Source organism: Acinetobacter sp. TY1, from assembly GCF_048551395.1.
Lineage (GTDB): Bacteria > Pseudomonadota > Gammaproteobacteria > Pseudomonadales > Moraxellaceae > Acinetobacter.
Genome location: NZ_JBLYZK010000001.1, coordinates 272,648 through 293,915, shown reverse-complemented (window position 1 = coordinate 293,915; position 21,268 = coordinate 272,648). Strand labels below are relative to the sequence as shown.

At 38.9% G+C, this 21,268-nt stretch carries 22 protein-coding genes and 2 tRNA genes; 5 read left to right on the top strand and 19 right to left on the bottom strand.

Annotation, left to right across the window (positions count from 1 at the left end; translation table 11 throughout):
* Positions 1–2: 2 nt before the first annotated feature.
* Positions 3–76, bottom strand: a tRNA-Arg gene (locus tag ACK2M2_RS01385).
* Between the two features lie 15 nt (positions 77–91).
* A tRNA-Ser gene (locus ACK2M2_RS01380) sits at positions 92–181 on the bottom strand.
* A gap of 264 nt (positions 182–445) precedes the next feature.
* On the opposite strand from ACK2M2_RS01380, the gene rnr reads away from it, so the two are divergent.
* Entirely contained in the window at positions 446–2,899 is a 2,454-nt protein-coding gene (gene rnr / locus ACK2M2_RS01375; protein ID WP_419345893.1) for a ribonuclease R, read from the top strand.
* An 822-nt stretch (positions 2,900–3,721) separates the two neighbouring features.
* Here the strand turns inward: rnr and ACK2M2_RS01370 are convergent.
* Both ACK2M2_RS01370 and ACK2M2_RS01365 read right to left on the bottom strand, forming a co-directional pair.
* Entirely contained in the window at positions 3,722–3,880 is a 159-nt protein-coding gene (locus ACK2M2_RS01370; RefSeq protein ID WP_419345879.1) for a hypothetical protein, read from the bottom strand.
* Positions 3,881–3,965: 85 nt separating this feature from the next.
* On the bottom strand, positions 3,966–4,244 hold the full coding sequence (locus ACK2M2_RS01365) for a LysR substrate-binding domain-containing protein (RefSeq protein ID WP_419345878.1): 279 nt from the start codon (positions 4,242–4,244) through the stop codon (positions 3,966–3,968).
* A 129-nt stretch (positions 4,245–4,373) separates the two neighbouring features.
* Here ACK2M2_RS01365 and ACK2M2_RS01360 point away from each other — a divergent pair, with 129 nt between their 5' ends.
* From ACK2M2_RS01360 to ACK2M2_RS01350, 3 genes are read left to right on the top strand one after another with little or no spacing between them, the layout of a single operon-like run.
* Positions 4,374–6,419, top strand: a complete 2,046-nt coding sequence (locus ACK2M2_RS01360; RefSeq protein ID WP_419345892.1) for a M3 family metallopeptidase — start codon at positions 4,374–4,376, stop codon at positions 6,417–6,419.
* 51 nt (positions 6,420–6,470) lie between these two features.
* Positions 6,471–6,680 (top strand): YheV family putative zinc ribbon protein, encoded by a 210-nt coding sequence (locus ACK2M2_RS01355; RefSeq protein ID WP_409510019.1) that lies wholly within the window; start codon positions 6,471–6,473, stop codon positions 6,678–6,680.
* 18 nt (positions 6,681–6,698) lie between these two features.
* The gene (locus ACK2M2_RS01350; protein ID WP_419345877.1) at positions 6,699–7,142 is read left to right on the top strand and encodes a hypothetical protein; all 444 of its coding nucleotides are present in this window, start codon (positions 6,699–6,701) and stop codon (positions 7,140–7,142) included.
* A gap of 265 nt (positions 7,143–7,407) precedes the next feature.
* Here the strand turns inward: ACK2M2_RS01350 and ACK2M2_RS01345 are convergent, their stop codons facing one another.
* The 5 genes from ACK2M2_RS01345 to ACK2M2_RS01325 all read right to left on the bottom strand — a co-directional run bounded on the left by ACK2M2_RS01345 (position 7,408) and on the right by ACK2M2_RS01325 (position 13,049).
* Entirely contained in the window at positions 7,408–9,606 is a 2,199-nt protein-coding gene (locus ACK2M2_RS01345) for a TRAP transporter large permease subunit (RefSeq protein ID WP_409510002.1), read from the bottom strand.
* Positions 9,607–10,022: 416 nt separating this feature from the next.
* Entirely contained in the window at positions 10,023–10,631 is a 609-nt protein-coding gene (rrtA, locus tag ACK2M2_RS01340) for a rhombosortase (RefSeq protein WP_409510018.1), read from the bottom strand.
* An 80-nt stretch (positions 10,632–10,711) separates the two neighbouring features.
* Complete coding sequence (locus ACK2M2_RS01335) at positions 10,712–11,818, bottom strand: hypothetical protein (protein WP_419345876.1); 1,107 nt, start codon at positions 11,816–11,818, stop codon at positions 10,712–10,714.
* A gap of 573 nt (positions 11,819–12,391) precedes the next feature.
* Positions 12,392–12,799 (bottom strand): hypothetical protein, encoded by a 408-nt coding sequence (locus ACK2M2_RS01330; protein ID WP_419345875.1) that lies wholly within the window; start codon positions 12,797–12,799, stop codon positions 12,392–12,394.
* Complete coding sequence (locus tag ACK2M2_RS01325) at positions 12,792–13,049, bottom strand: succinate dehydrogenase assembly factor 2 (RefSeq protein WP_409509999.1); 258 nt, start codon at positions 13,047–13,049, stop codon at positions 12,792–12,794. The genes ACK2M2_RS01330 and ACK2M2_RS01325 overlap by 8 nt, the downstream gene beginning before the upstream one ends.
* A 191-nt stretch (positions 13,050–13,240) precedes the next feature.
* On the opposite strand from ACK2M2_RS01325, the gene ACK2M2_RS01320 reads away from it, so the two are divergent.
* Positions 13,241–14,413, top strand: a complete 1,173-nt coding sequence (locus tag ACK2M2_RS01320; RefSeq protein WP_419345874.1) for an acyl-CoA dehydrogenase family protein — start codon at positions 13,241–13,243, stop codon at positions 14,411–14,413.
* A 123-nt stretch (positions 14,414–14,536) separates the two neighbouring features.
* Here the strand turns inward: ACK2M2_RS01320 and ACK2M2_RS01315 are convergent, their stop codons facing one another.
* From ACK2M2_RS01315 to rpmD, 10 genes are all read right to left on the bottom strand, one after another.
* Positions 14,537–16,027 (bottom strand): flavin-containing monooxygenase, encoded by a 1,491-nt coding sequence (locus ACK2M2_RS01315; RefSeq protein WP_419345873.1) that lies wholly within the window; start codon positions 16,025–16,027, stop codon positions 14,537–14,539.
* Between the two features lie 201 nt (positions 16,028–16,228).
* Positions 16,229–16,594, bottom strand: a complete 366-nt coding sequence (rplQ, locus tag ACK2M2_RS01310; RefSeq protein WP_004281488.1) for a 50S ribosomal protein L17 — start codon at positions 16,592–16,594, stop codon at positions 16,229–16,231.
* Between the two features lie 18 nt (positions 16,595–16,612).
* Complete coding sequence (locus tag ACK2M2_RS01305; protein ID WP_409509996.1) at positions 16,613–17,620, bottom strand: DNA-directed RNA polymerase subunit alpha; 1,008 nt, start codon at positions 17,618–17,620, stop codon at positions 16,613–16,615.
* Between the two features lie 17 nt (positions 17,621–17,637).
* Positions 17,638–18,264 (bottom strand): 30S ribosomal protein S4, encoded by a 627-nt coding sequence (gene rpsD / locus ACK2M2_RS01300; RefSeq protein WP_409509995.1) that lies wholly within the window; start codon positions 18,262–18,264, stop codon positions 17,638–17,640.
* A 12-nt stretch (positions 18,265–18,276) separates the two neighbouring features.
* Complete coding sequence (gene rpsK, locus ACK2M2_RS01295) at positions 18,277–18,663, bottom strand: 30S ribosomal protein S11 (RefSeq protein WP_004281491.1); 387 nt, start codon at positions 18,661–18,663, stop codon at positions 18,277–18,279.
* A 19-nt stretch (positions 18,664–18,682) separates the two neighbouring features.
* Entirely contained in the window at positions 18,683–19,039 is a 357-nt protein-coding gene (gene rpsM / locus ACK2M2_RS01290) for a 30S ribosomal protein S13 (protein ID WP_004650467.1), read from the bottom strand.
* Between the two features lie 106 nt (positions 19,040–19,145).
* Entirely contained in the window at positions 19,146–19,262 is a 117-nt protein-coding gene (rpmJ, locus tag ACK2M2_RS01285) for a 50S ribosomal protein L36 (protein ID WP_000867907.1), read from the bottom strand.
* A gap of 20 nt (positions 19,263–19,282) precedes the next feature.
* The gene (secY, locus tag ACK2M2_RS01280; RefSeq protein ID WP_409510017.1) at positions 19,283–20,602 is read right to left on the bottom strand and encodes a preprotein translocase subunit SecY; all 1,320 of its coding nucleotides are present in this window, start codon (positions 20,600–20,602) and stop codon (positions 19,283–19,285) included.
* A 45-nt stretch (positions 20,603–20,647) separates the two neighbouring features.
* The gene (gene rplO / locus ACK2M2_RS01275; RefSeq protein WP_409509994.1) at positions 20,648–21,088 is read right to left on the bottom strand and encodes a 50S ribosomal protein L15; all 441 of its coding nucleotides are present in this window, start codon (positions 21,086–21,088) and stop codon (positions 20,648–20,650) included.
* 3 nt (positions 21,089–21,091) lie between these two features.
* Entirely contained in the window at positions 21,092–21,268 is a 177-nt protein-coding gene (rpmD, locus tag ACK2M2_RS01270; RefSeq protein ID WP_067762901.1) for a 50S ribosomal protein L30, read from the bottom strand.

Genomic DNA, 21,268 nt, shown 5'->3' with positions numbered 1-21,268 from the left:
GGTGCGCTCAGAGAGATTCGAACTCCCGACCCCTTAGTTCGTAGCCAAGTGCTCTATCCAGCTGAGCTATGAGCGCATCGTAAGTATTCGTTGGCGGTGAGAGAGGGATTCGAACCCTCGATACAGTTACCCGTATGCATCCTTAGCAGGGATGTGGTTTCAGCCACTCACCCATCTCACCGTAACGAGGCGCCATAATACAAATTAAAATAAGATTCGGCAAGTACTCTTATTAAAAAAAACCTCTTTTTTGATTCAACTATTCATTTTTTAAACGATTTTACTATTTATGTGTGTTTTTCATACGTTTTGTAAAGTATTTATTTAAGAAAAAATTTGCATGACATAAAAACTGCAATTAAAAACACATTATTGCAATCAATTACGTGCAGTCTGCAACGTGATGACTTATGCTAAACCTATCTTCTGTTATCAAGCCTTATACATGATGAAAAACTGGGTCGATCCTGAAGCCAAAGCTGAAGCGCAACGGTATGACAATCCGATTCCAAGCCGTACGCTTATTTTGGAAACCATCGAACAAAAAAAGGAACCACTGTCACATGCTGACTTCGTGGAAATTTTTGAAATTGCCGATCAAAAAAGTATTGATGCACTGAGTCATCGTCTAAGTGCTATGGTACGTGATGGTCAGCTCATGAAGGATGGTTTCAAATACCAACCAATGGCAGATCAACCCGTTATCGATGCTACAGTTTACGTCAATAATAAAGGACTTGGTGTTGCGAGCATTGATGGTAAAAAAGAAGAATTTTTACTGCCTGAACGTGAAATGCGCCAAGTCTTTCACGGCGACCGCGTTAAAGTGCAACAAACTTCAGTAGACCGTAAAGGTAAAGCTTGGGGCTACATTACAGAAGTGACTCAACGTCGAGTTAAACAACTGATTGGTAAAGTGGCAGAGTTTGAAGGTGAATATTTTATTCAACCAGCAAATCCTAATGCGCACCAACCGATTACCTTAGAAAAAGAATTAATTGAACATGCAGGCGCAAAAGTCGGTGACAACCTACGTGTAGAAATTGACGACTACCCAACACGGGATGAGTTTGCAACAGGTCATATTATTCAGTCGATGGCAGATAAAGCCGATACTGAAATTATTATTCCACAAACCATTTTAGAGTATGGTCTACCCTACGAATTCCCTGAAGAAGTCGTAAAAGAAGCTGAAAGCTTTAAAGAGCCAACGGCAAAAGACCGTGAAGGTCGTATCGACTTGCGTGATTTACCATTAGTCACCATTGATGGTGAAGATGCTCGTGACTTCGATGATGCTGTATATGCTGAAAAACGTCCGGGTGGCGGTTATCGTGTCGTCGTTGCGATTGCCGATGTAAGTCACTATGTTCGTCCAGGTAAACCATTAGATGATGAAGCGCAAGAACGTGGTACGTCAGTGTATTTCCCACACTATGTATTACCAATGTTGCCTGAAGCGCTATCAAATGGCTTATGTTCGCTAAATCCTGATGTTGACCGCTTATGTATGGTCTGTGACTTGAATTTAAGCCGTGCTGGCAAAGTTACAAAATTTGAGTTCTACCCTTCTGTAATGCATTCAAAAGCACGTTTGACGTACACACAAGTCGCACAGTACTTAGATGGTGACAGCAAAGCGCTCACAGAAGATCGTGATGTCCGTAAATCATTAAATACGCTGTATCAACTATATGAAACACTCAAAGGCTTACGTGCTGAACGTCATGCAATGGAATTCGAAACCGTTGAAACGTACATGACCTTTGATGAACTCGGTGGAATTAAAGAAATTTTACCGCGTACACGTAATGTTGCACATAAACTGATTGAAGAATGTATGTTGCTTGCCAATGTAGCAGCAGCAGAATATTGTTTGAAAAATGAAGTACCTATGCTCTACCGTGTGCATGAAGCACCTGAGTTCTCGCGCATTCAAAAAGTGAAAGATTTCGTCAAACTGTTGGGCTTAAAATTTCCTGACCAACCAACTCAGGCAGATTATCAAGCCGTTATTGAGGCGACTAAAGACCGCATTGATGCACCAAGTATTCATGCCGTGTTATTGCGCTCTATGATGCAAGCCTATTACGGAGCAAATAACCTTGGTCACTATGGCTTGGCATATGAAGCGTACACGCATTTCACATCACCAATTCGCCGTTACCCAGACTTGCTATTGCATCGTGCGATTAAAGCCAGTTTAACCACGAAGCAATATCCACTTTCAGGTGCAGCTTTAGATGAAGCAGGTGAGCATTTCTCAATTACGGAACGTCGTGCAGATGAAGCATCTCGCTCAGTAACATCTTGGTTGAAATGCCACTATATGAAACAACACTTGGGTGAAGAGTTTGTCGGCATTATTAGTGCAACGGCTGAATTTGGTTTATTCGTGACACTGAAAGATTTGTATGTTGATGGCATGATACACGTCAGTCAATTGGGCGATGACTACTTTGTCTTCGATCAAGCAAGCCAAAATCTTGTTGGTCAAAACCGAGGACAATCTTTCGGTTTAGGTGATGAAGTTAAAATTAAAGTCGCTGCGGTAAATTTAGATGATCGTAAAATTGATTTTGAATTGATTCAGCAACTTTCCCATGCAGGTCGCGCGATTCGTAGTCGTGCTCCGCGTGTTGCTAAAACTCAAACGACTGAGCAAGTCTTTTCTGAGCGTCCGGCCAAATCCACTGAAAAAACTGATGTTAAACGTCAGGTCAGTGAAGATGGAGAAAAACCGGTGCGTAAGAAAAAGGAGAAGGCCAAACGAAGCTCTTTCGATAAAAAGCCTAGTAAAAAATCTTCAGCAAAGCCTGAAACAAAGGCTAAAGATAAAGTGAAGAAAAAGGCGAAAGCGAAAAAGAAAAAGTCCAATGCAAAAGCATCAGATGAATAATCTTTTGATCATATAAAAAAGAGCGCTTCGGCGCTCTTTTTTTGTTTATAATTATTTAAAATTGAACAATAAACACCACTATGACGAAAAACTTAATTTCGAAATATTATTATCATTATTATGTCATTTTCATGATATTTATTTTAGGCATCAGCGCCGTATATAGCATTTCATTTGTTAATTTTTATTCAACCAAAGCTGTAAATATATTTGCACTTATCGCTTCATTTATTCTCTACTTTGGAATTATTCTTTATTTTTATTTTCTAATTAAAAAACAACAATGGGTAATTCCGAGAACTTGGAGCAATGTCCAAAAACGACCACCATTGTATTGCTTCATCGTCTTTCCAATTTTTTTTATCCCTCTTTTTTGGATCAATTTTTCACAACTTATACCCATGACTTATACTAATTTTTTGGGTGCTCAATCCACTGAAACGATAGAAGCATACACAACAAAAAATACATATAAAGGTAACACGACGTATTGTCTATCTAACAAATATTCATGCTTACCTATTTTTAAAATAAATCGTGATGAATTTAAATATTACCAAGACAAAAAAATAATTTTACAAATTACGTGCAAGAAGAGTTCGTTAGGTACAATCATTGAATCCATTGATCATATTCAATTTTAAATACATTAATTTAATTAAGAAATATTCAACGTCTCACTCAGCAAATCCACCACCAACTGCACCGCAGGTGAACAGAATTTTAATGTGGTTTAACGATATAAACCCCACCTAAATCTTGCCAATAATCATCCAAAATAGGAATTAAATTTCCTTGCTGTACTTCAACTAATGCCAATAATTAAGGTAGCAAAACAATGCATAAACCTGCTTTTACCGCCTGTAATTGGTCAACAATAGAATTAACATTAAAACACCGATTGACCTGAATACTGAATTTTTGCTGTTGCTGATCATGCTGTAAAATCCAAACACCACCATTGGCATCAGACGGTTTCAATATTCACGGTATATGCCTTAGATCATCCAATTTTTCAGGCTTTGGATCATGTTCAAACAAAGATGAATGTGCGAACAACCCTGCTTTATTTTCCGAAACTTTTTTTAGCAACCAAACTCGAGTCTTCAAATTTGCTAATCCGCACGGCGATATCAATATTTTCTTCAACTAACTCCAAATTGCGATTATCAAGTAAAAACGACAATTCAATTTTTGGGTATTGCTGCATGAATTCAACAATAGCTTGATCGGAGAAATGCCTAAAGAAGTCCACAGATGCACTCAATCGAACCACACCTTGCGGCTCTCGTTGCGACAAAGCAATACTTTGATTCGCCATTTCTAAACCTTGAATATAACTCAAGCATTCATCGAAATGGAACTTTCACTTTAAAATCTCAAACAGATTTATCAGACAATCCGTTAATTATTCGACAAATTTGCTTGATTTCCCTCAGTGAAGCCCCTACATCTATAAATAACTTAAAAGATTATTTGGCATGATGATATGACATTAGAAAAGGCGACTTTGCCTGTACCCCAATTTGATCAAATTACTTTAGATCGACTAAAACAAAATATTGAAACTGCCATTCAAAATGGGCAAACATTTCTCAAAGAACTAACTGAAGTTCCTGAAAGTATTCGCCAACAACTCGATATTTTAGAAAAAATTGATGCTTTAGAAAATAATATGAGTGAGTCTTGGGGTGTGCTTTCACATCTCAATGCCGTGATGAATAATGCTGAAACTCGTGAAGTGTATCAAGCACTTTTACCTGCTCTGAGCGAGTATTACACTCAACTTGGGCAGCATGTACCACTTTATCAAACATATCAGCATGTACATGATCATGCTGTATTTACTGATCTTCCTGCTGCACAACAAAGTGCGATAAAACTCGCATTACGTGATTTTAAACTTTCGGGTGTCGCTTTAGAAGGTAAAGCAAAACAGCGTTATGCAGAAATTTCTGCACGCTTGTCACAACTGTCATCTGACTTTTCTAACCATGTTTTAGATTCAACACAGGCTTATTTTAAACCGTTGAGTGAAGATCAACTGAAAGGTTTACCGCAAAGTAGTATTGAATTGCTGAAACAATATGGTCAACAACGTGAGCTTGAACAAGTAGTTGCAACGCTCGATATTCCATCTTATTTAGCAATCATGACCTATGCGGATGATCGTGCATTACGTGAGGAACTTTATCAAGCCTATGTCACGCGAGCATCTGACTTAGCGCAGGATACGCAATTTGATAATGCCCCTGTGATGGTTGAAATTTTAAGTCTCCGTCAGGAAATGGCAAAACTGCTTGGTTTTGACAATTATGCCGAATATTCACTTGCTTCAAAAATGGCTCCTGATATTGAAACGGTTGATCAGTTCCTTGTCGATCTTGCAGGACATGCACGTACACCTGCACTGAAAGAAATTACAGAATTACAAGAGATTGCTCAAGCAGATGGAATAACTGAGCTCAAACCGTGGGACAGCACTTATTATTCTGAAAAGCTTAAAGTTCAACAATTCAACTTATCTCAAGAAGATTTAAAACCTTACTTCCCTGCACCGAAAGTGATTCAAGGTTTATTTAATGTTGTGAATCGTTTATACGGAATCAATGTCATTGAGCGTAAAGCTCCACTTTGGCATAGCGATGCGCATTACTATGAACTTGAAGATCAAGGCACAGTGATTGGTGGTTTTTACTTTGACTTGTATGCACGTAGTGGTAAGCGTGGTGGCGCATGGATGAGTGGTTTCCGCTCTCGTATGCAAACAGAAGACGGTTTACAAAAACCGATTTGCTATATGGTTGGTAATTTCACGCCACCTGTAGGTGATCAACCTGCCCTACTCACCCATGATGAAGTAAATACCTTATTCCATGAGTTTGGTCATGGCTTACATCATATGCTCACAGAAGTAGATAATATTTCTGTGGCAGGTACACATGGCGTAGCTTGGGATGCAGTAGAACTGCCTAGCCAATTTATGGAATTTTGGACATGGGATAAAGACAGCCTAGATCTACTGTCAGAACATATCGAAACGAAAGAAACTTTACCTAAACATTTGCTCAAAGCATTACTTGATGCACGTTTTTTCCAATCGGGTATGCAAACTTTACGTCAAATTGAATTTTCACTTTTTGACTTAAGCATTCACAAACTGACACCTGCATTGAGTACAGATGGGATCCAAGCGACTTTGGATGATATTCGTCAAAAATATGCGGTACTACCAACAACCGACTACAACCGCTTCCAAAACAGCTTTAGTCATATTTTTGCAGGTGGTTATGCCGCAGGTTATTATTCATACAAATGGGCGGAAGTGTTGGCGAGTGATGCCTTTGATCGCTTTGAAAAAGAAGGCGTATTTAACACTGAGACAGGAAATGAGTTTAGAAAAAATATTCTAGCAGTTGGCGGAAAAGATACAGCCCTTGATGCATTCATCAATTTCCGTGGACGTGAACCAAAAATAGATGCATTGTTACGTCATCAAGGTTGGACGAACAGCCAATAAAACGCTTAAACTAGGCATCGTTATAAATTAATTTGTGGTGAGTATATGAATATTAAACGTCGTTTCATTGCGGGTGCAAAATGTCCTCGCTGTGAAGCTATGGATCGTATTGTCATGCTCTCCACAGACGATGCTGAATGGATTGAATGTATCGAGTGTGACTACTCAGAAAATCGTCCGACTCATGTCGATGAACCTACTGAGCCTGCTACACCCGATGAAATTGGGGTCATTCAATTTAAGCCTCGTCCTGCAAAATAAACTGGACGTCATAATAAAATGAATTTAGATCAACGAAATAATTCGAAGCTGATCTGGATGATTGCCGCAGGATTGGTGGTCATTCTATTGCTTATAGTCGTATTTCTCTGGTTGAATAATACCAACTCAACAACTGAGCAAACAAAACAATCAGCAATACCTGTAGCACAGCCTGCAAAAACACCACAGGTTGCACAGCCTTTAGAGGAAACTGTTGCGTCTACACCAGCAATAGAGTCAAATCAAGCATTAGTGAATGAAAGTATTCTAAAAGATGAAGTTCCGCAAAATGAAAGCCTTGCCAAAGAAGAAGTCGCTCGTTTAGACGATATTCAGAAACAATTGGATGAACAGGCCAAAATACTGAAATCACAACATGCCGATGCAGACCAACTCATTAAGCTTAAAGAAGAACAGATTAAGTTATTGGAACAGCAATTATCTGCTCAACAAAATTCTTAATATTTTAATCAAATATCTAAATTTTAATGACATATAATTCTATAAAAAGCATTCTTTATGAATGCTTTTTTTCATGGCGTATCTCTTAAACCTGACTAAACCTCATTTTATTTTTCAGGCTATTTTACTTTTTTATCTCATTTTTCAGTGCTTATTGAAATCACATTCATCGAATTTAAATATTCACCTGTCTATTTCAGGTATAGCAATCTCACCCCAAACAAAAAGCACCTAAAGGTGCTTTTTGTTCTTTCTAACTTATCAATTACTTGGCGTTATACCAATCAAACATATTAAATAAGTATGGTACATAGGTGACGATTAACAAGGCTGAGAATAAGACCACAATTGGTAGAATCCAACGCTCATAACGGTAGTAGAAGCTCGTATATTTCTCCTTTGCTTCTGCGTCCGCGGCGGCGACTTCCGCATCACCGACCGAGAGCCTCGTCAGTAGATGGTTCAGTGCCACAGGCGGCGTTACATAACCAAATTCAAATGCAACCAATACAATCATCCAGAAGTGAATCGGATGAATGCCATTTTCAAAGGCTACAGGGGCAATGGTTGCTGCAACCAAAATCACCGCACCAAATGGATCTGTTGTCATACCAATTAAAGCAAGTAACAACGCCATGAAGCCGAGTGTAATGAGAATGCTACCCAAATGTGTCGGTACCATTGTCACAATTTCACTACGTTCAATCAGACCACCAACACTTGCAGATAATGCCATCAGCATAATCAATGCACCGATATGTCCAACACTTTCAGATGTTGCAAACCAAACTGAATTTTTAAAACTACGCTTACTTTCAGCAGTCGCACCATGTTCTTGCAAGTACTGAGAGTGTTTCTCATGCTCAAGTGCCAGTGCTTTTTTTGGATTTTCAGGAACAGGTAATTTCGCACCAAAAATCTTATCAAACAAGATAAAGGCTAAAAGCATAATCGGTAGAATCACTGGTGCAGTGAATTCGTCCATTTGTGTATCTAGACCGAATTTATAGAAACCAACAACAGCAAATACAATTACGATATACGGAATCACAGGTACAAATGCACGTAACATGCCCGGCACCGCAATTTTTGGTGAATTAATACGGAATTTATCTTCAGCAAGGAATAATGAAACTCCAAGGAAAATAAATGCTGTTAACCAGAATACATAAATACCGTGATCAAATAACTCATCAGAAGTGACATGACGACTGTCGAGCATTGAAATTAAAATCACAAGTAAACATGGACGTAAAACAACACCCAACGAGCCTGACATTGCAGAAACAGCAAGTGCATATTGACGACGTGCGCCTGAGTTCCATACTTCACGGTAGATAATCGCACCCGCAGCTACAACAAAGATTCCTGAGGCTCCCGTATATGCTGTTGGAATTGCCGCACCAATCAAAATCAACCAAGTTAATGTTTCTGGTGCAAGATTCCATGGTCGCAACACTGCAAGGAATAAATCCATGACTCGAGTTTGTGTCAACAACATCCCTGCCCAAATAAACAGTGCTAAGTTTAAGAAAATTCCTGAGAACTCAATCAGTAGACCAAGATAAATCCCTTGACCCATCGAATAATCCATAAAGAAGGTGAACGCAATACCCGTCACAATCGCCATGAATGCATACAAAGGAATACTCAGTAAAGCCAAACCAAAGTTACCGCCTGATTCAGCATTTTCAGGTGTTTGAAATAGCTTATAAATGCTGATAATGGTCAGAACGACAAAGAGGAACATCCATAACCAATACACACCAATGGTTTCATAGGTTGAAACTACGCCTGAATTGATGACTGAACGATATTGGCTAATCACCGATGCACTCAGTAAGCCATTACCCACGATCATTGCAATGTTATAAACTTTAAAATCAAGTTTAGTACGAGCTGGGCGTAAACCAATGTGATGCATTTTCAAAGATGCTGTGATTGCAGCAATCACCACCATCAAGATCAATAATAAAACTCGGTTTTCCGTCCCCCATTTGAGGATCCAGAAGAATCCAGTTTCCATACTACGATAAGCACGGATAGATGAATGATCTTCCATGTATTTAATCGATTTATCATAGAATGCGTGTTTTTCTTCACATTGCTGTTGAGCCGCCACAACTGACTGACGTACATCAGATTCTGACGTTGTACCAAAAATATCAGCAAACTCATCATTTGAGTTTGACTTCATTTGCTGTTGTACAAGCAAGTCAATATTAGGATGGCGTTCACATTCTGGTTTTATAGGTTCCGCACGCAAAAAGGAATATTGCATTCCTATTTGCTCATTTCCATATAGGCGTTCACCTATACGAAGCATCTGACCATGGATCATATCCCCCGTCCCAACAATCAGGGTCAGAAGAAGTAAGATAAGTATGGAAAAAGTTGAGAACCACTCATTCCATAGATAACCGAGTAGACCTAATCCCGATCTTTTATTTACAGGTTCTTGCATTGTTATTCCAGTTTTTATATGTTTCCACCATACAATTGCTTGTACAGTTCATATTTTATTTTTGGTCTCAGGTAAAATCCTTTACCTAATATCCATTCCTGATATTACACAATTCAATGTGCATTATTTCATCGTTCAATAACATGACATAGTTGGATTTTTTTTGGATACTTTATGCCAACTCATTCAAGTTCATCACAAGAATATAAGCATTTTATACGAAATTTAATGCTCCATCTTGTTTACTAACATATCTTTAATTACAAAAGAAGCAAGAAAAACAAACGATTGTAGCTCCTACATAGATTCATTCTGATTTTAAGACAAGGTACATTTGAGCTTAAGACTACATTTAGATATAGTTTTCTTATCCAATGATTTTTATGAGCAATTTTATGGAAAAATTATGTGAATCACTATTCTAACTTTACAAACATTATATTTTTAATTTTTTGTGGATAAAGTGTTTGTACAGATAACATCAACGCAGTGCAGATTGCACCAATTATTACACCCATTAAATGTGCTTCCACCAAAACTGGACTCCCAATTAAAGTTGCCGTCTGTAAAGAGCCAAAACTGTTTTCCCAAACTATTTTTAGCAAAACCAAAACCAAAACTAAAATTGAAAATTTACGTTCTTTTTTCAATTGTAAACATGCCAAAGCACATGCCACATATAAACCATGCAATACACCAGATAAACCCGCATATGCTTGAACATCAGGGTAAATAAAGTAAAAACAAAAACTAATACAGGGTGCTAATGTCAAAAGCAGAAAAATTAAATAGCGTTTTCTCATCATAGGAAAGATAAAAGGCAGACAGATAAAAGCGAGCATATTCAATAAAAAGTGAATCCACCCAACATGCACCCAATGCCCTGTCCACCATCGCCAAGGTTCAGTAAAAAAACTGAATCGCCAATAAATGAAATATTGTTGAAAAATTTGTAAACAGGCAGAAATAGAGACACAAACTGCCAACATGAGTAATGTTTTTTTAAGCCATTCCGTTTCATGCATCATTCATACTCCCATAATCAAGAAAGAGCCTTTTTATAGCTCTTTCTTGATTCTTCACTTTAAAACTCAATCCCTTTATTTTAAGGTTGTGTTTCTTCAGTTACTGTAGCGGGCACTTCTGCTCCACCTGTATCTGGTGATTCGCCATTATTAACAGAGTCGCCAAACAATTCATCATCACCTGTTGTCGCTTGGTCATCCCAGAAATTACTCATACCATCATCGGCTGCACGTACACCTGTATTTTCAGTCCAATAACGATCAGCAATCCCTTGAACCATTTGCCCTGCCATACCATCAACTAAGCGAAACTCAGGATTAACGGGCTTATCTTCTGCTCGTGATGCTGCATAAGCGCGTAAAGCATCACGAATTTTTGTATCATCACCACTCGCTTGCGCAGCTACAGCATTTAGGGCGTGTGCTAAGCGGACACCTTTTTGCTCACCTATTTCCATAGATTGTTTCAATGTCACGTATGGATCTGGTTTACCATCACTAGCACCTGGCAATAGCGTCCAAATGACAGCACGTGTTGCCATTGGCGCACCCCAGAACTTGGTATTATCCAAACACGTCATCCCGCGTTCAACAATAGCAGCGATATCTTTTGGAACATTTACTGCACCACCTGAGTTAATATCATTGGTCATTGCTTGTAAGCCACTCAGCATACCAAGTAAATAAACGGTCTGATCTATATCCTTATGCATCGTTGGGCAAGAATCTCCCAATTTATACTTATACTTTGCCTGCCAACGCTCTGCAAATAACTGATACCCCGTATACTGACGCTCTGCTGCCAATGCCGCCCAACGTTTCTGTTCAATACGCGCATCTTGAGCTTCAGTCACTTTGCCATCTTTCGAAGCACGCAAATAACGGAGTTCTGCATTTAAGGCATTATTTTCAGCACACAATCCTGCTGCAGAGTACAGTAATACTGCCATCCGCGTTGGATCTGCACCCATATCTTTCGTTGCCATCACGGCAGGTGTTAAAGCGGTGCCTGTATTACAAGCCATATCTGTATCACCACCTGCTAAAATAGGTGGAACAATATGCTTTTCACTAAAACCTAGAGCGACATTTGCACCTGTTTTAACAACATAAGAACAACCTGATAAAATAGACGAGGCAACGATAGCAGTTGCAACAAATTGACCAATTCGATGGACCTTAGACATACTTCCTGTCCTCAATATAATTTTGTTTATTCCTTTTTGATTAAAATATCAGATGCATGCTCTTTATTAAAGAGTAATTACTCTAATTTTAATTCTGTCTAGTGTGTCATTTATAATTGTATTAGAAATTGACCCAATTTTAGTTTAATGCAAATTTCAGGCAAAAAAAAGTAGCATTGCGACGGTTCAGCACATGCTACTTATTAAACGATAAACTCTCAGGAGAGTTTGTTAGTTTTGAGTTTTTGCATTCTCACTTTATTATCGTGAGCTTTCTCAATCTGTTCCCTCAGTATAGTTCCTAATCTTCCTATGGTAATCGCAAGAACAATTGCGATGACTAGAAACCAATAGTTGTGAATTTCATTCATTTTGAAATCCTCGGTTACTGTTGGTAGATTTAATTTACATCGATTTGAAAAAAAACAGCCACATAATTGTCTGACAATTTTATTTTCATCATCGTTTATTCATTTTTGATTAGACAATTTCAAAATAACTTTAAAAAAAATACTTAATTATCTGATTTTTATTATTTTTTTAATAATTATCACTTTTAAAACTGTCAAACAATTAACTTAAATTCACTCTGGTTTTAAGCATTTTCCACGAAATTAATGGCAGTTGGTCTTGCCAAATGATCAATGGTTTTAATTTTTGATTAGAAAAATACAAAATCACATAAAACTGATGATCAAACATACCTGTCACTTGGCTACGCTGAATCTGTGTGGAACTCGATATCTTGAATGACCATTCAGCATGATCGAGCTGTTCTAAATGCTCAACATAAGGCTGACGAAAGTGAATACCCCATACTACACATCCGACCAATAACACAACAATACAAAGTATAGGATGTAATAATTGAAATAATCCAAACATCATTAAAGCAAAAAATACAGACTGAAACACAATCACAATTCGACTGCGTTTCAGATGAAAGGTATGATGCGATGCCACAATCGGTACATCAGCCATGAACGTAGTGCTTCAGTTTATTGATCAACGCGCGCAATTCTGGACGAGATGGTTCTGAAACTTCCATAAACCAATCAAGTAAATCAGGATCTTCTTGATCAACCAATTCTTTAAATAATGCTTTTTCAGCATCATCTGCAAGAAGATAATATTGTTTTACATACGGGTCGAAGTACACATCAATTTCTTTGAGCCCACGACGTGCACGATAAACCACTTTACGTTCTTCAAGTGTAATTTCTTCAGACATGATATTCCCCCCAAATTGAACTGTTTACTCTTCTAGTGTACCCGATTACCTGCATCACACCGTAATAAATTCTTTTGACTGACCAAATTTATCAAATCGATCAAGTAAATGATGATTCATCACATTGTATCTTGATTCAATTTTTCGTATTTTCTAACTGAACAATAATTCTTCCTAGGGAAAATATAACAATGCAATCAGGTGCAATTCGTCCTTTAACTAATATGTTGCCACGTAATTTATTTAATGCCGAACATGAAGCATTTCGTGAAACTGTACGTAAATTTTATGAAAAAGAAGTTGTTCCAAATATTGAAAAGTACGAACAACAACAACATGTAGATCGTGATTTATGGAACAAAGCTGGGGAAATGGGGCTTCTGTGTGCCACAATGCCTGAAGAATACGGTGGTTATGGTGTAGACCGTCTTTACAGTATGATTTTGATTGAAGAGCAAGCCTATGCTATGGATTCTTCGACAGGTTTTTCATTACACTCAGACATTGTTGCCAATTATGTCAACAATTTCGGTAATGAAGAACAAAAGAAAAAATGGTTGCCTAAAATGGCTTCAGGTGAAACTGTTACAGCGATAGCAATGACCGAACCAGGAACAGGTTCAGATTTACAAGCGGTACGAACAACTGCTGTGCTAGATGGCGATGAATATGTCATTAATGGTTCTAAAATTTTTATTACGAATGGCTATTTATGCGACATGGCGATTGTCGTCTGTAAAACAGGCCGTACTGACAAAGGTTCATCAAACTTATCACTAATTATTGTTGAAGCTGATCGTGTAGGTTTTAGCAAAGGTAAACCGCTTAATAAAATAGGCATGAAAGGTCAGGACACTTGTGAGTTATTTTTTGAAGATGTTCGTGTACCAAAGGAAAATTTACTCGGTATGGAAGGCATGGGCTTTATGATGCTCATGAAAGAATTGGCTTGGGAACGTATGCTCGTTGCTATTATCTGCCAAGCAGGTTCAGAAGCTGCTTTTTCTCATACTGTTCAATATACAAAAGATCGTAAAGCCTTTGGTAAGCCAATTAGTGCATTCCAAAATACACGTTTTAAACTTGCTGAAATGCGTACCGAAATTGACTTCTCTCGTGCTTATTTAGACCGTTGTATGGAATTACAACTTGAAGAAAAACTCGGAATTGATGCGGCTGCGGCTGCAAAATATAAAATTTCGGAATTATTCTCAAAAGTCGTCGATGAGTGTTTACAATTACATGGCGGCTATGGCTACATGCTTGAATATCCAATTGCCCGTGCGTATATCGATAACCGTGCAAATCGTATTTATGCAGGAACCAATGAAATTATGAAAGAACTTATTTCACGTTCATTATAAAAATAAAATCATAAAAAAATAAGGAGCATATGCTCCTTATTTTTATCAACTCATTTAAACTTATACAAAGAATCAAAAAAAGGAGCTTACGCTCCTTTTATCATAATGAACAACATCAATCCATCAAGAAACTAATTTAGGCTTTTTTACAGCATCAAGCTCTCTTTTACTGAATTGTAAAACATCATCATTAAAGCTCGCATTTTTTAGTTCTTTACGATCAGCAAGATAATTATTAGTCACTTTCCAAGGCGCATGTTTACCTTGTTTCGGCATCACATCTATCGCACGGGCAACATAACCTGAAGTCAAACTGCCCATCACAGTATCATCTTCCATTTCAGATGCATCACCTTTTGCAATGACTTCATCATAACCATTCTTCTCCATATGATTAAGAAGTCGGCTAATATATTGACCCGCAATATCCACCTTTAATGTCCAAGATGCATTGATATAGCCAATAATCATCGCCATATTTGGTACATCACTAACCATCACCCCCTGATATAACATATGTTTAGAGGTATCCAATGGCTTCCCATCAACACTTCCTTTCACACCACCTAAAATTTGAATTTCAAGACCTGTTGCAGATACAATAATATCTGCATCTAAGTGCTTACCTGATTTAAGCTGAATGCCTGTTTCAGTAATTTTTTCAATATGGTCTGTTTCAACAGAAGCTTTACCTGAACGCAAAGTTTTAAATAAATCACCATCTGGAACAACACAAAGGCGCTGCTCCCATGGGTTATAGTTAGGTGTAAAGTGTTTCATATCCACTTTACCTTTTAGCTGCAATTCAATAGATTTCAATAATAATTTACGCAAAATTTTAGGCTGTTTCTCTGCCAATGCATAAATACCACGTTGCATACCGATATTTCGTGCGCGCGTCAGTTTATATGCCACATCTTCAGGCAAAAACTTACGCATCTTGTCATAAACCATATCTACCGATGGAATCGTAGCAATATAAGTTGGAGAGCGCTGTAGCATTGTCACATGACTAGCTCCGCCTTTAGAAAGCGCAGGTACAAGTGTAATGGCTGTGGCACCACTACCAATAATCACTACTTTTTTACCTTGATAATCTAGATTTTTAGGCCAAAATTGCGGATTAACAAATTCACCTTTAAACGACTCTTTTCCAGGAAAATCAGGCTGATAACCACGATCATGATTATAATAACCAGTACAACCAATCAAAAAATTTGCTTGCCACGTTTGAATTTTTTGATTCTCATCTTCAATTTCTACAGTCCATTTTTTGATTGAAGAATCATAATTTGCAGATAACACACGATGCTTAAAGAGAATTTTTTCTTTCAACTTATATTCATCAACAACTTCTGAAACATACCCCTTGATTGATGTTCCATCTGCTAAAACTTTCGCTTCCTGCCAAGGTTTAAAATTAAAACCGAATGTCGACATATCTGAATCTGAGCGAATACCGGGGTAGTTAAAAAGATCCCATGTTCCGCCAACATTTTCACGACGTTCAATAATCGTAAAAGAGCGGTTTGGTGAATTACGCACAAGATGTGTTGCAACACCAATACCAGAAATACCTGCACCAACAATGAGAATATCAATTTGTTTATCCATGTTCTTTTTATAACCTTTTCATGAGTACATTTTTATTAAAGCATAAATCTGACAATACACAATGTCAAGTTTGAGTTTTTATCATTTTTTTTATATCAATACAGGACAAGTCACATATTTTGTCTAACAATCAGGCAATAAAAAAGGTCGGTAAAATACCGACCTTTTTCGAACAACCGACTGTTCTATGGCGTTAAGTAATTAGTTTACTTCACGATCCACAAGCTCTACATAAGCCATCGGCGCAGCATCACCTGCACGGAAACCAGCTTTAAGAACACGTAGATAACCGCCGTTACGTTCTTTGTAACGAGGGCCAAGAACGGTAAATAATTTACCAACAGTTGCTGCTGAACGAGTACGAGCAAACGCTAAACGGCGGTTTGCTACTGTATCGTTTTTAGCTAAAGTGATTAAAGGCTCAGCTACACGACGTAACTCTTTTGCTTTAGGCACAGTTGTTTTAATCAACTCGTGTTCAAACAAAGAATTAGCCATGTTTTGGAACATCGCTTTACGATGACTGCTTGTACGGCCTAATTTCACACCACTATTACGATGACGCATGGTGATAGTCCTACTTAATTAACGGCTACGATAAGCAAAGCGATCATCCATACGGAGGCTAGCCGGAGGCCAGTTCTCTAAACGCATGCCGAGTTGCAAAGCTTTCGATGCCAGAACATCTTTGATTTCAGTAAGCGATTTTTTACCTAAGTTAGGAGTTTTTAACAACTCAACTTCAGTACGCTGTACCAAATCACCGATGTAGTAAATATTTTCTGCTTTCAAACAGTTAGCAGAACGAACAGTTAGCTCTAGATCATCCACTGGACGAAGCAAGATCGGATCAACTTCTTCACGAGGTTCTTGAGCAACAGGAGCTTGATCTTTCTGAAGATCAACAAAAATTGCAATTTGTTGTTGCAAGATTGTTGCCGCTTTGCGGATTGCTTCTTCTGGATCAACTGTACCATTAGTTTCAAGATCAATGATAAGTTTATCAAGGTCAGTACGTTGTTCTACACGAGCATTTTCAACTGTGTAAGACACACGTTTGATCGGGCTATAAGAAGCATCTAACTGTAAACGACCTACAGGGCGAGTTTCGCCTTCAGGGAAGCGTGAGTCAGATGTTTCATAACCACGGCCTTGAGCAACTTTCAGGCGCATTTTTAATGAGCCTGAAGCACTTAAAGTACCAATCAAATGTTCAGGGTTAACCACTTCAACATTATGAGGTAAACGAAGATCGGCAGCAGTTACGTCACCAGCCCCTTGCTTTTCTAATGTTAAATATGCTTCGTTCTGATCGAACAGCTTAATCGACAATCCTTTTAGGTTCAGCAAGAGCTCGACGATGTCCTGCTGCAAGCCTTCTAAAGTACTGTACTCGTGCTCGACACCTTCTATCTCAACTTCAACCACAGCAGCGCCAGGTAAAGAAGACAATAGAATGCGACGTAAAGCATTACCTAAAGTATGGCCAAAACCACGCTCTAAAGGCTCAAGAATCACTTTTGCCGAGGTCCCGCTTGCCGCATCGACCTTGATCGCTTGCGGAGTTAGAAACTCGTTTGCAGTACGCGTCATTATTGCTACCTCAAGGATTATTTAGAATACAATTCTACAATCAAGCTTTCGTTAATTTCAGCAGGTAGATCAGAACGATCTGGTGCAGCTTTAAACGTACCTTCAAGTTTCGAATGATCGATCTCGATCCAAGAAGCCGTACCACGTTGAGTAGCTAATTCAATTGCGTTTTTAATACGTAATTGTTGTTTAGCACCTTCGTGAACTGCAATCACGTCACCCGCTTTAACTTGGATTGAAGCGATGTTAACGCGACGACCATTTAAAGTGATTGAACGGTGAGATACAAGCTGACGAGCTTCTGCACGTGTAGAACCAAAGCCCATACGATAAACTACGTTATCAAGACGGCTTTCAAGCAACTTCAATAAGTTTTCACCTGTTGCGCCTTTAACACGAGCAGCTTCTTTATAGTAGTTACTAAATTGACGCTCTAAAACACCGTACATACGACGTACTTTTTGTTTTTCACGTAATTGTAGTGAGTACTCAGATTGTTTACCACCACGAGCTCCGCCATGTTGGCCAGGAGCTTTAGCAGCTTTTTTAGTTTTGACGTCAAATGGTTTAACGCCAGATTTTAATTGCAGGTCTGTCCCTTCGCGGCGAGAGAGTTTGCATTTTGGACCAATATAACGAGCCATGAATGTTTCTCCTTACACACGACGTTTTTTAGGTGGACGACAACCGTTGTGCGGAATCGGTGTCACATCAGTAATGCTGTTAATTTTATAACCCACTGCACCTAATGCACGAACCGCAGATTCACGACCTGGACCAGGACCTTTTACAAGGACGTCCAAGTTTTTCAAACCGTAATCCAAAGCAGCTTTACCAGCAACTTCAGCAGCTACCTGAGCAGCAAACGGTGTTGATTTACGCGATCCACGGAAGCCTTGTCCACCTGAAGTAGCCCAAGCCAATGCATTACCTTGACGATCAGTAATCGTAACAATGGTGTTATTAAAAGAAGCGTGAATGTGTGCAACACCTTCAGAGACGGTACGAGTGACCTTCTTGCGTGCGCGAGTATCTTTAGCCATCTTTTAGCTTCCAGAAATCTTATTTCTTAATAGGTTTGCGCGGACCTTTACGGGTACGAGCGTTAGTTTTGGTGCGTTGTCCACGAACAGGCAAGCTGCGACGATGACGAAGACCGCGGTAGCAGCCTAAATCCATTAAACGTTTAATGTTCATGGAAATTTCGCGACGTAAATCACCTTCGGTTGGAACCTTAGTAATTTCTGCACGAATCGCATCAAGCTGAGCATCATCTAATTCACGGATTTTAGTCGTAGTAGCAATACCAACAGCAGCTAAAATGTTTTTAGCTGTATGGCGACCAATACCAAAAATATACGTAAGAGAGATAACAGCATGCTTGTTATCCGGAATGTTTACACCGGCAATACGAGCCATTCAAATTCTCCAAAAAGGCAGTAGAGATAATCAACCGCCCTACAAAAATCTTGAAGGGCGGATAATAACCTAATTAGCCTACTGAAATCAACAGGTCTTAATTAAATTAACCTTGACGCTGCTTATGACGAGGTTCAGCGCTACAAATTACGCGAATAACCCCATTACGACGGATAACTTTACAGCTACCACATATTTTTTTTACAGAAGCCTGTACTTTCATGATGAAACCTCTAAGTGCGCTTATCCTTTAGGATGAGCAGTCGTTTTTTTCATTAATGATTGATTATCATATTGATGCGAAGTGAGATGAGCTTGTAGCTGAGCCATGAAGTCCATTACAACAACTACTACAATCAGTAATGATGTTCCACCCAAATGGAATGGAATACCAAATGAACTTTGCAGAATCATTGGCATCAAACATACGACTGTAATATAAATTGCACCAATAAATGTCAATCGATTAAGAATATGATCTAAGTAACGAGCAGTTTGCTCACCTGGGCGAATACCAGGTACGTAAGCTCCGCTGCGTTTCAAGTTTTCTGAAACTTCCTTAGGACTGAAAACCAGCGCCGTATAAAAATAACAGAAAAAGATAATTAACGCACCAAAGAGTACCAGATACAAAGGCTGTCCAGGCGATAAGACCAATGCTAGATCTTGAAGACCGCGTTTAATAAAACCTGCATTTGGATCAGCACTACCTAACCATTGACCTAAACTTGCAGGGAACAGCAATAACGAACTTGCGAAAATTGCTGGAATAACCCCTGCCATATTAATCTTCAATGGCAAGTGTGTCTGTTGTGCAGTGAATACACGACGACCTTGTTGTTTCTGAGCATAATTCACAGCGATACGACGCTGTGCTTTCTCAATAAATACAATTGCAGCCAAAACCGCAACTGAAAGCAAACCAAATACCGCTAATCCAATCAAGCTCGCAGACCCATTACTCACGCTAGTGAATGACTGAGTCACAATGCCTGGTAAACCAGCTACAATACCTGCAAAAATGATCATAGAGATACCATTACCAACACCACGTTCGGTAATCTGCTCTCCTAACCACATTAAGAACATTGTGCCTGCGACTAAAGAAGTCAGTGCTGGAATATAAAATGCCAATCCAGATGTCAAAGTAATCCCTTGACTAATAAGACCAGCACACATTCCCACACCCTGCACAAGTGCAAGTATCAAGGTACCATAGCGCGTATATTGATTAATCTTACGCTTACCCTGTTCGCCTTCTTTCTTTAATGCCTCCAACGAGGGAACAACTGTCGACATTAACTGCACGATAATCGATGCAGAAATATACGGCATAATTCCCAACGCTAGAATGGACATTCGTTCCAATGCCCCGCCCGAAAACATGTTAAATAAGCCAAGGAAGGTTCCTTCATTGTCTTTAAAAAACTGACTCAAAGCGACATTATCAATACCTGGCAGCGGAATATGCGCTCCTAGTCGAAAGACAACCAAAGCACCAATCAAGAACATTAATCGGCGAATAATTTCACGATATTTCACATGAAATGGCTGACCTTTCATCATGTTGACATGACCTGAAGAACTAGGAGACATAGACACTTGCGATTACTCCTCGACTTTACCGCCAGCAGCTTCTAGAGCAGCTTTAGCGCCTTTAGTCAGAGCTACACCCTGTACAGTAAATGCACGAGTGATTTCACCAGAAAGAACAATACGAGCACGCAACATATCTTTACGTACAACGTTTGCAGCTTTTAAAGTTTCAAGTGAAACAATATCACCTTCAACTTTAGTAAGTTCAGACAAGCGTACTTCAGCAGTTTTCAAAGCCAATTGGCTAGTGAAACCGAATTTAGGTAAACGACGATATAACGCAGTTTGACCACCTTCGAAACCTGGACGAGTACCACCGCTCTTACGTGAGTTTTGACCTTTGACACCACGGCCACCAGTCTTACCAACACCAGAACCGATACCACGGCCTAGACGACGGCTATCACGTTTTGCACCTTCAGCAGGTGAAAGTTCATTTAAACGCAGAGTCATGGCTTACTCCTCTACACTAACCATATAGTAGACTTGGTTGATCATACCACGGTTAGAAGGCGTATCTTGCACTTCTACAGTATGACCAATACGACGCAGACCTAAACCTTTAAGGCTAAGCTTGTGATTTTTCAAGCGATGCGCAGAAGATTTAGTCTGGGTAACTTTAATCGTTTTCAT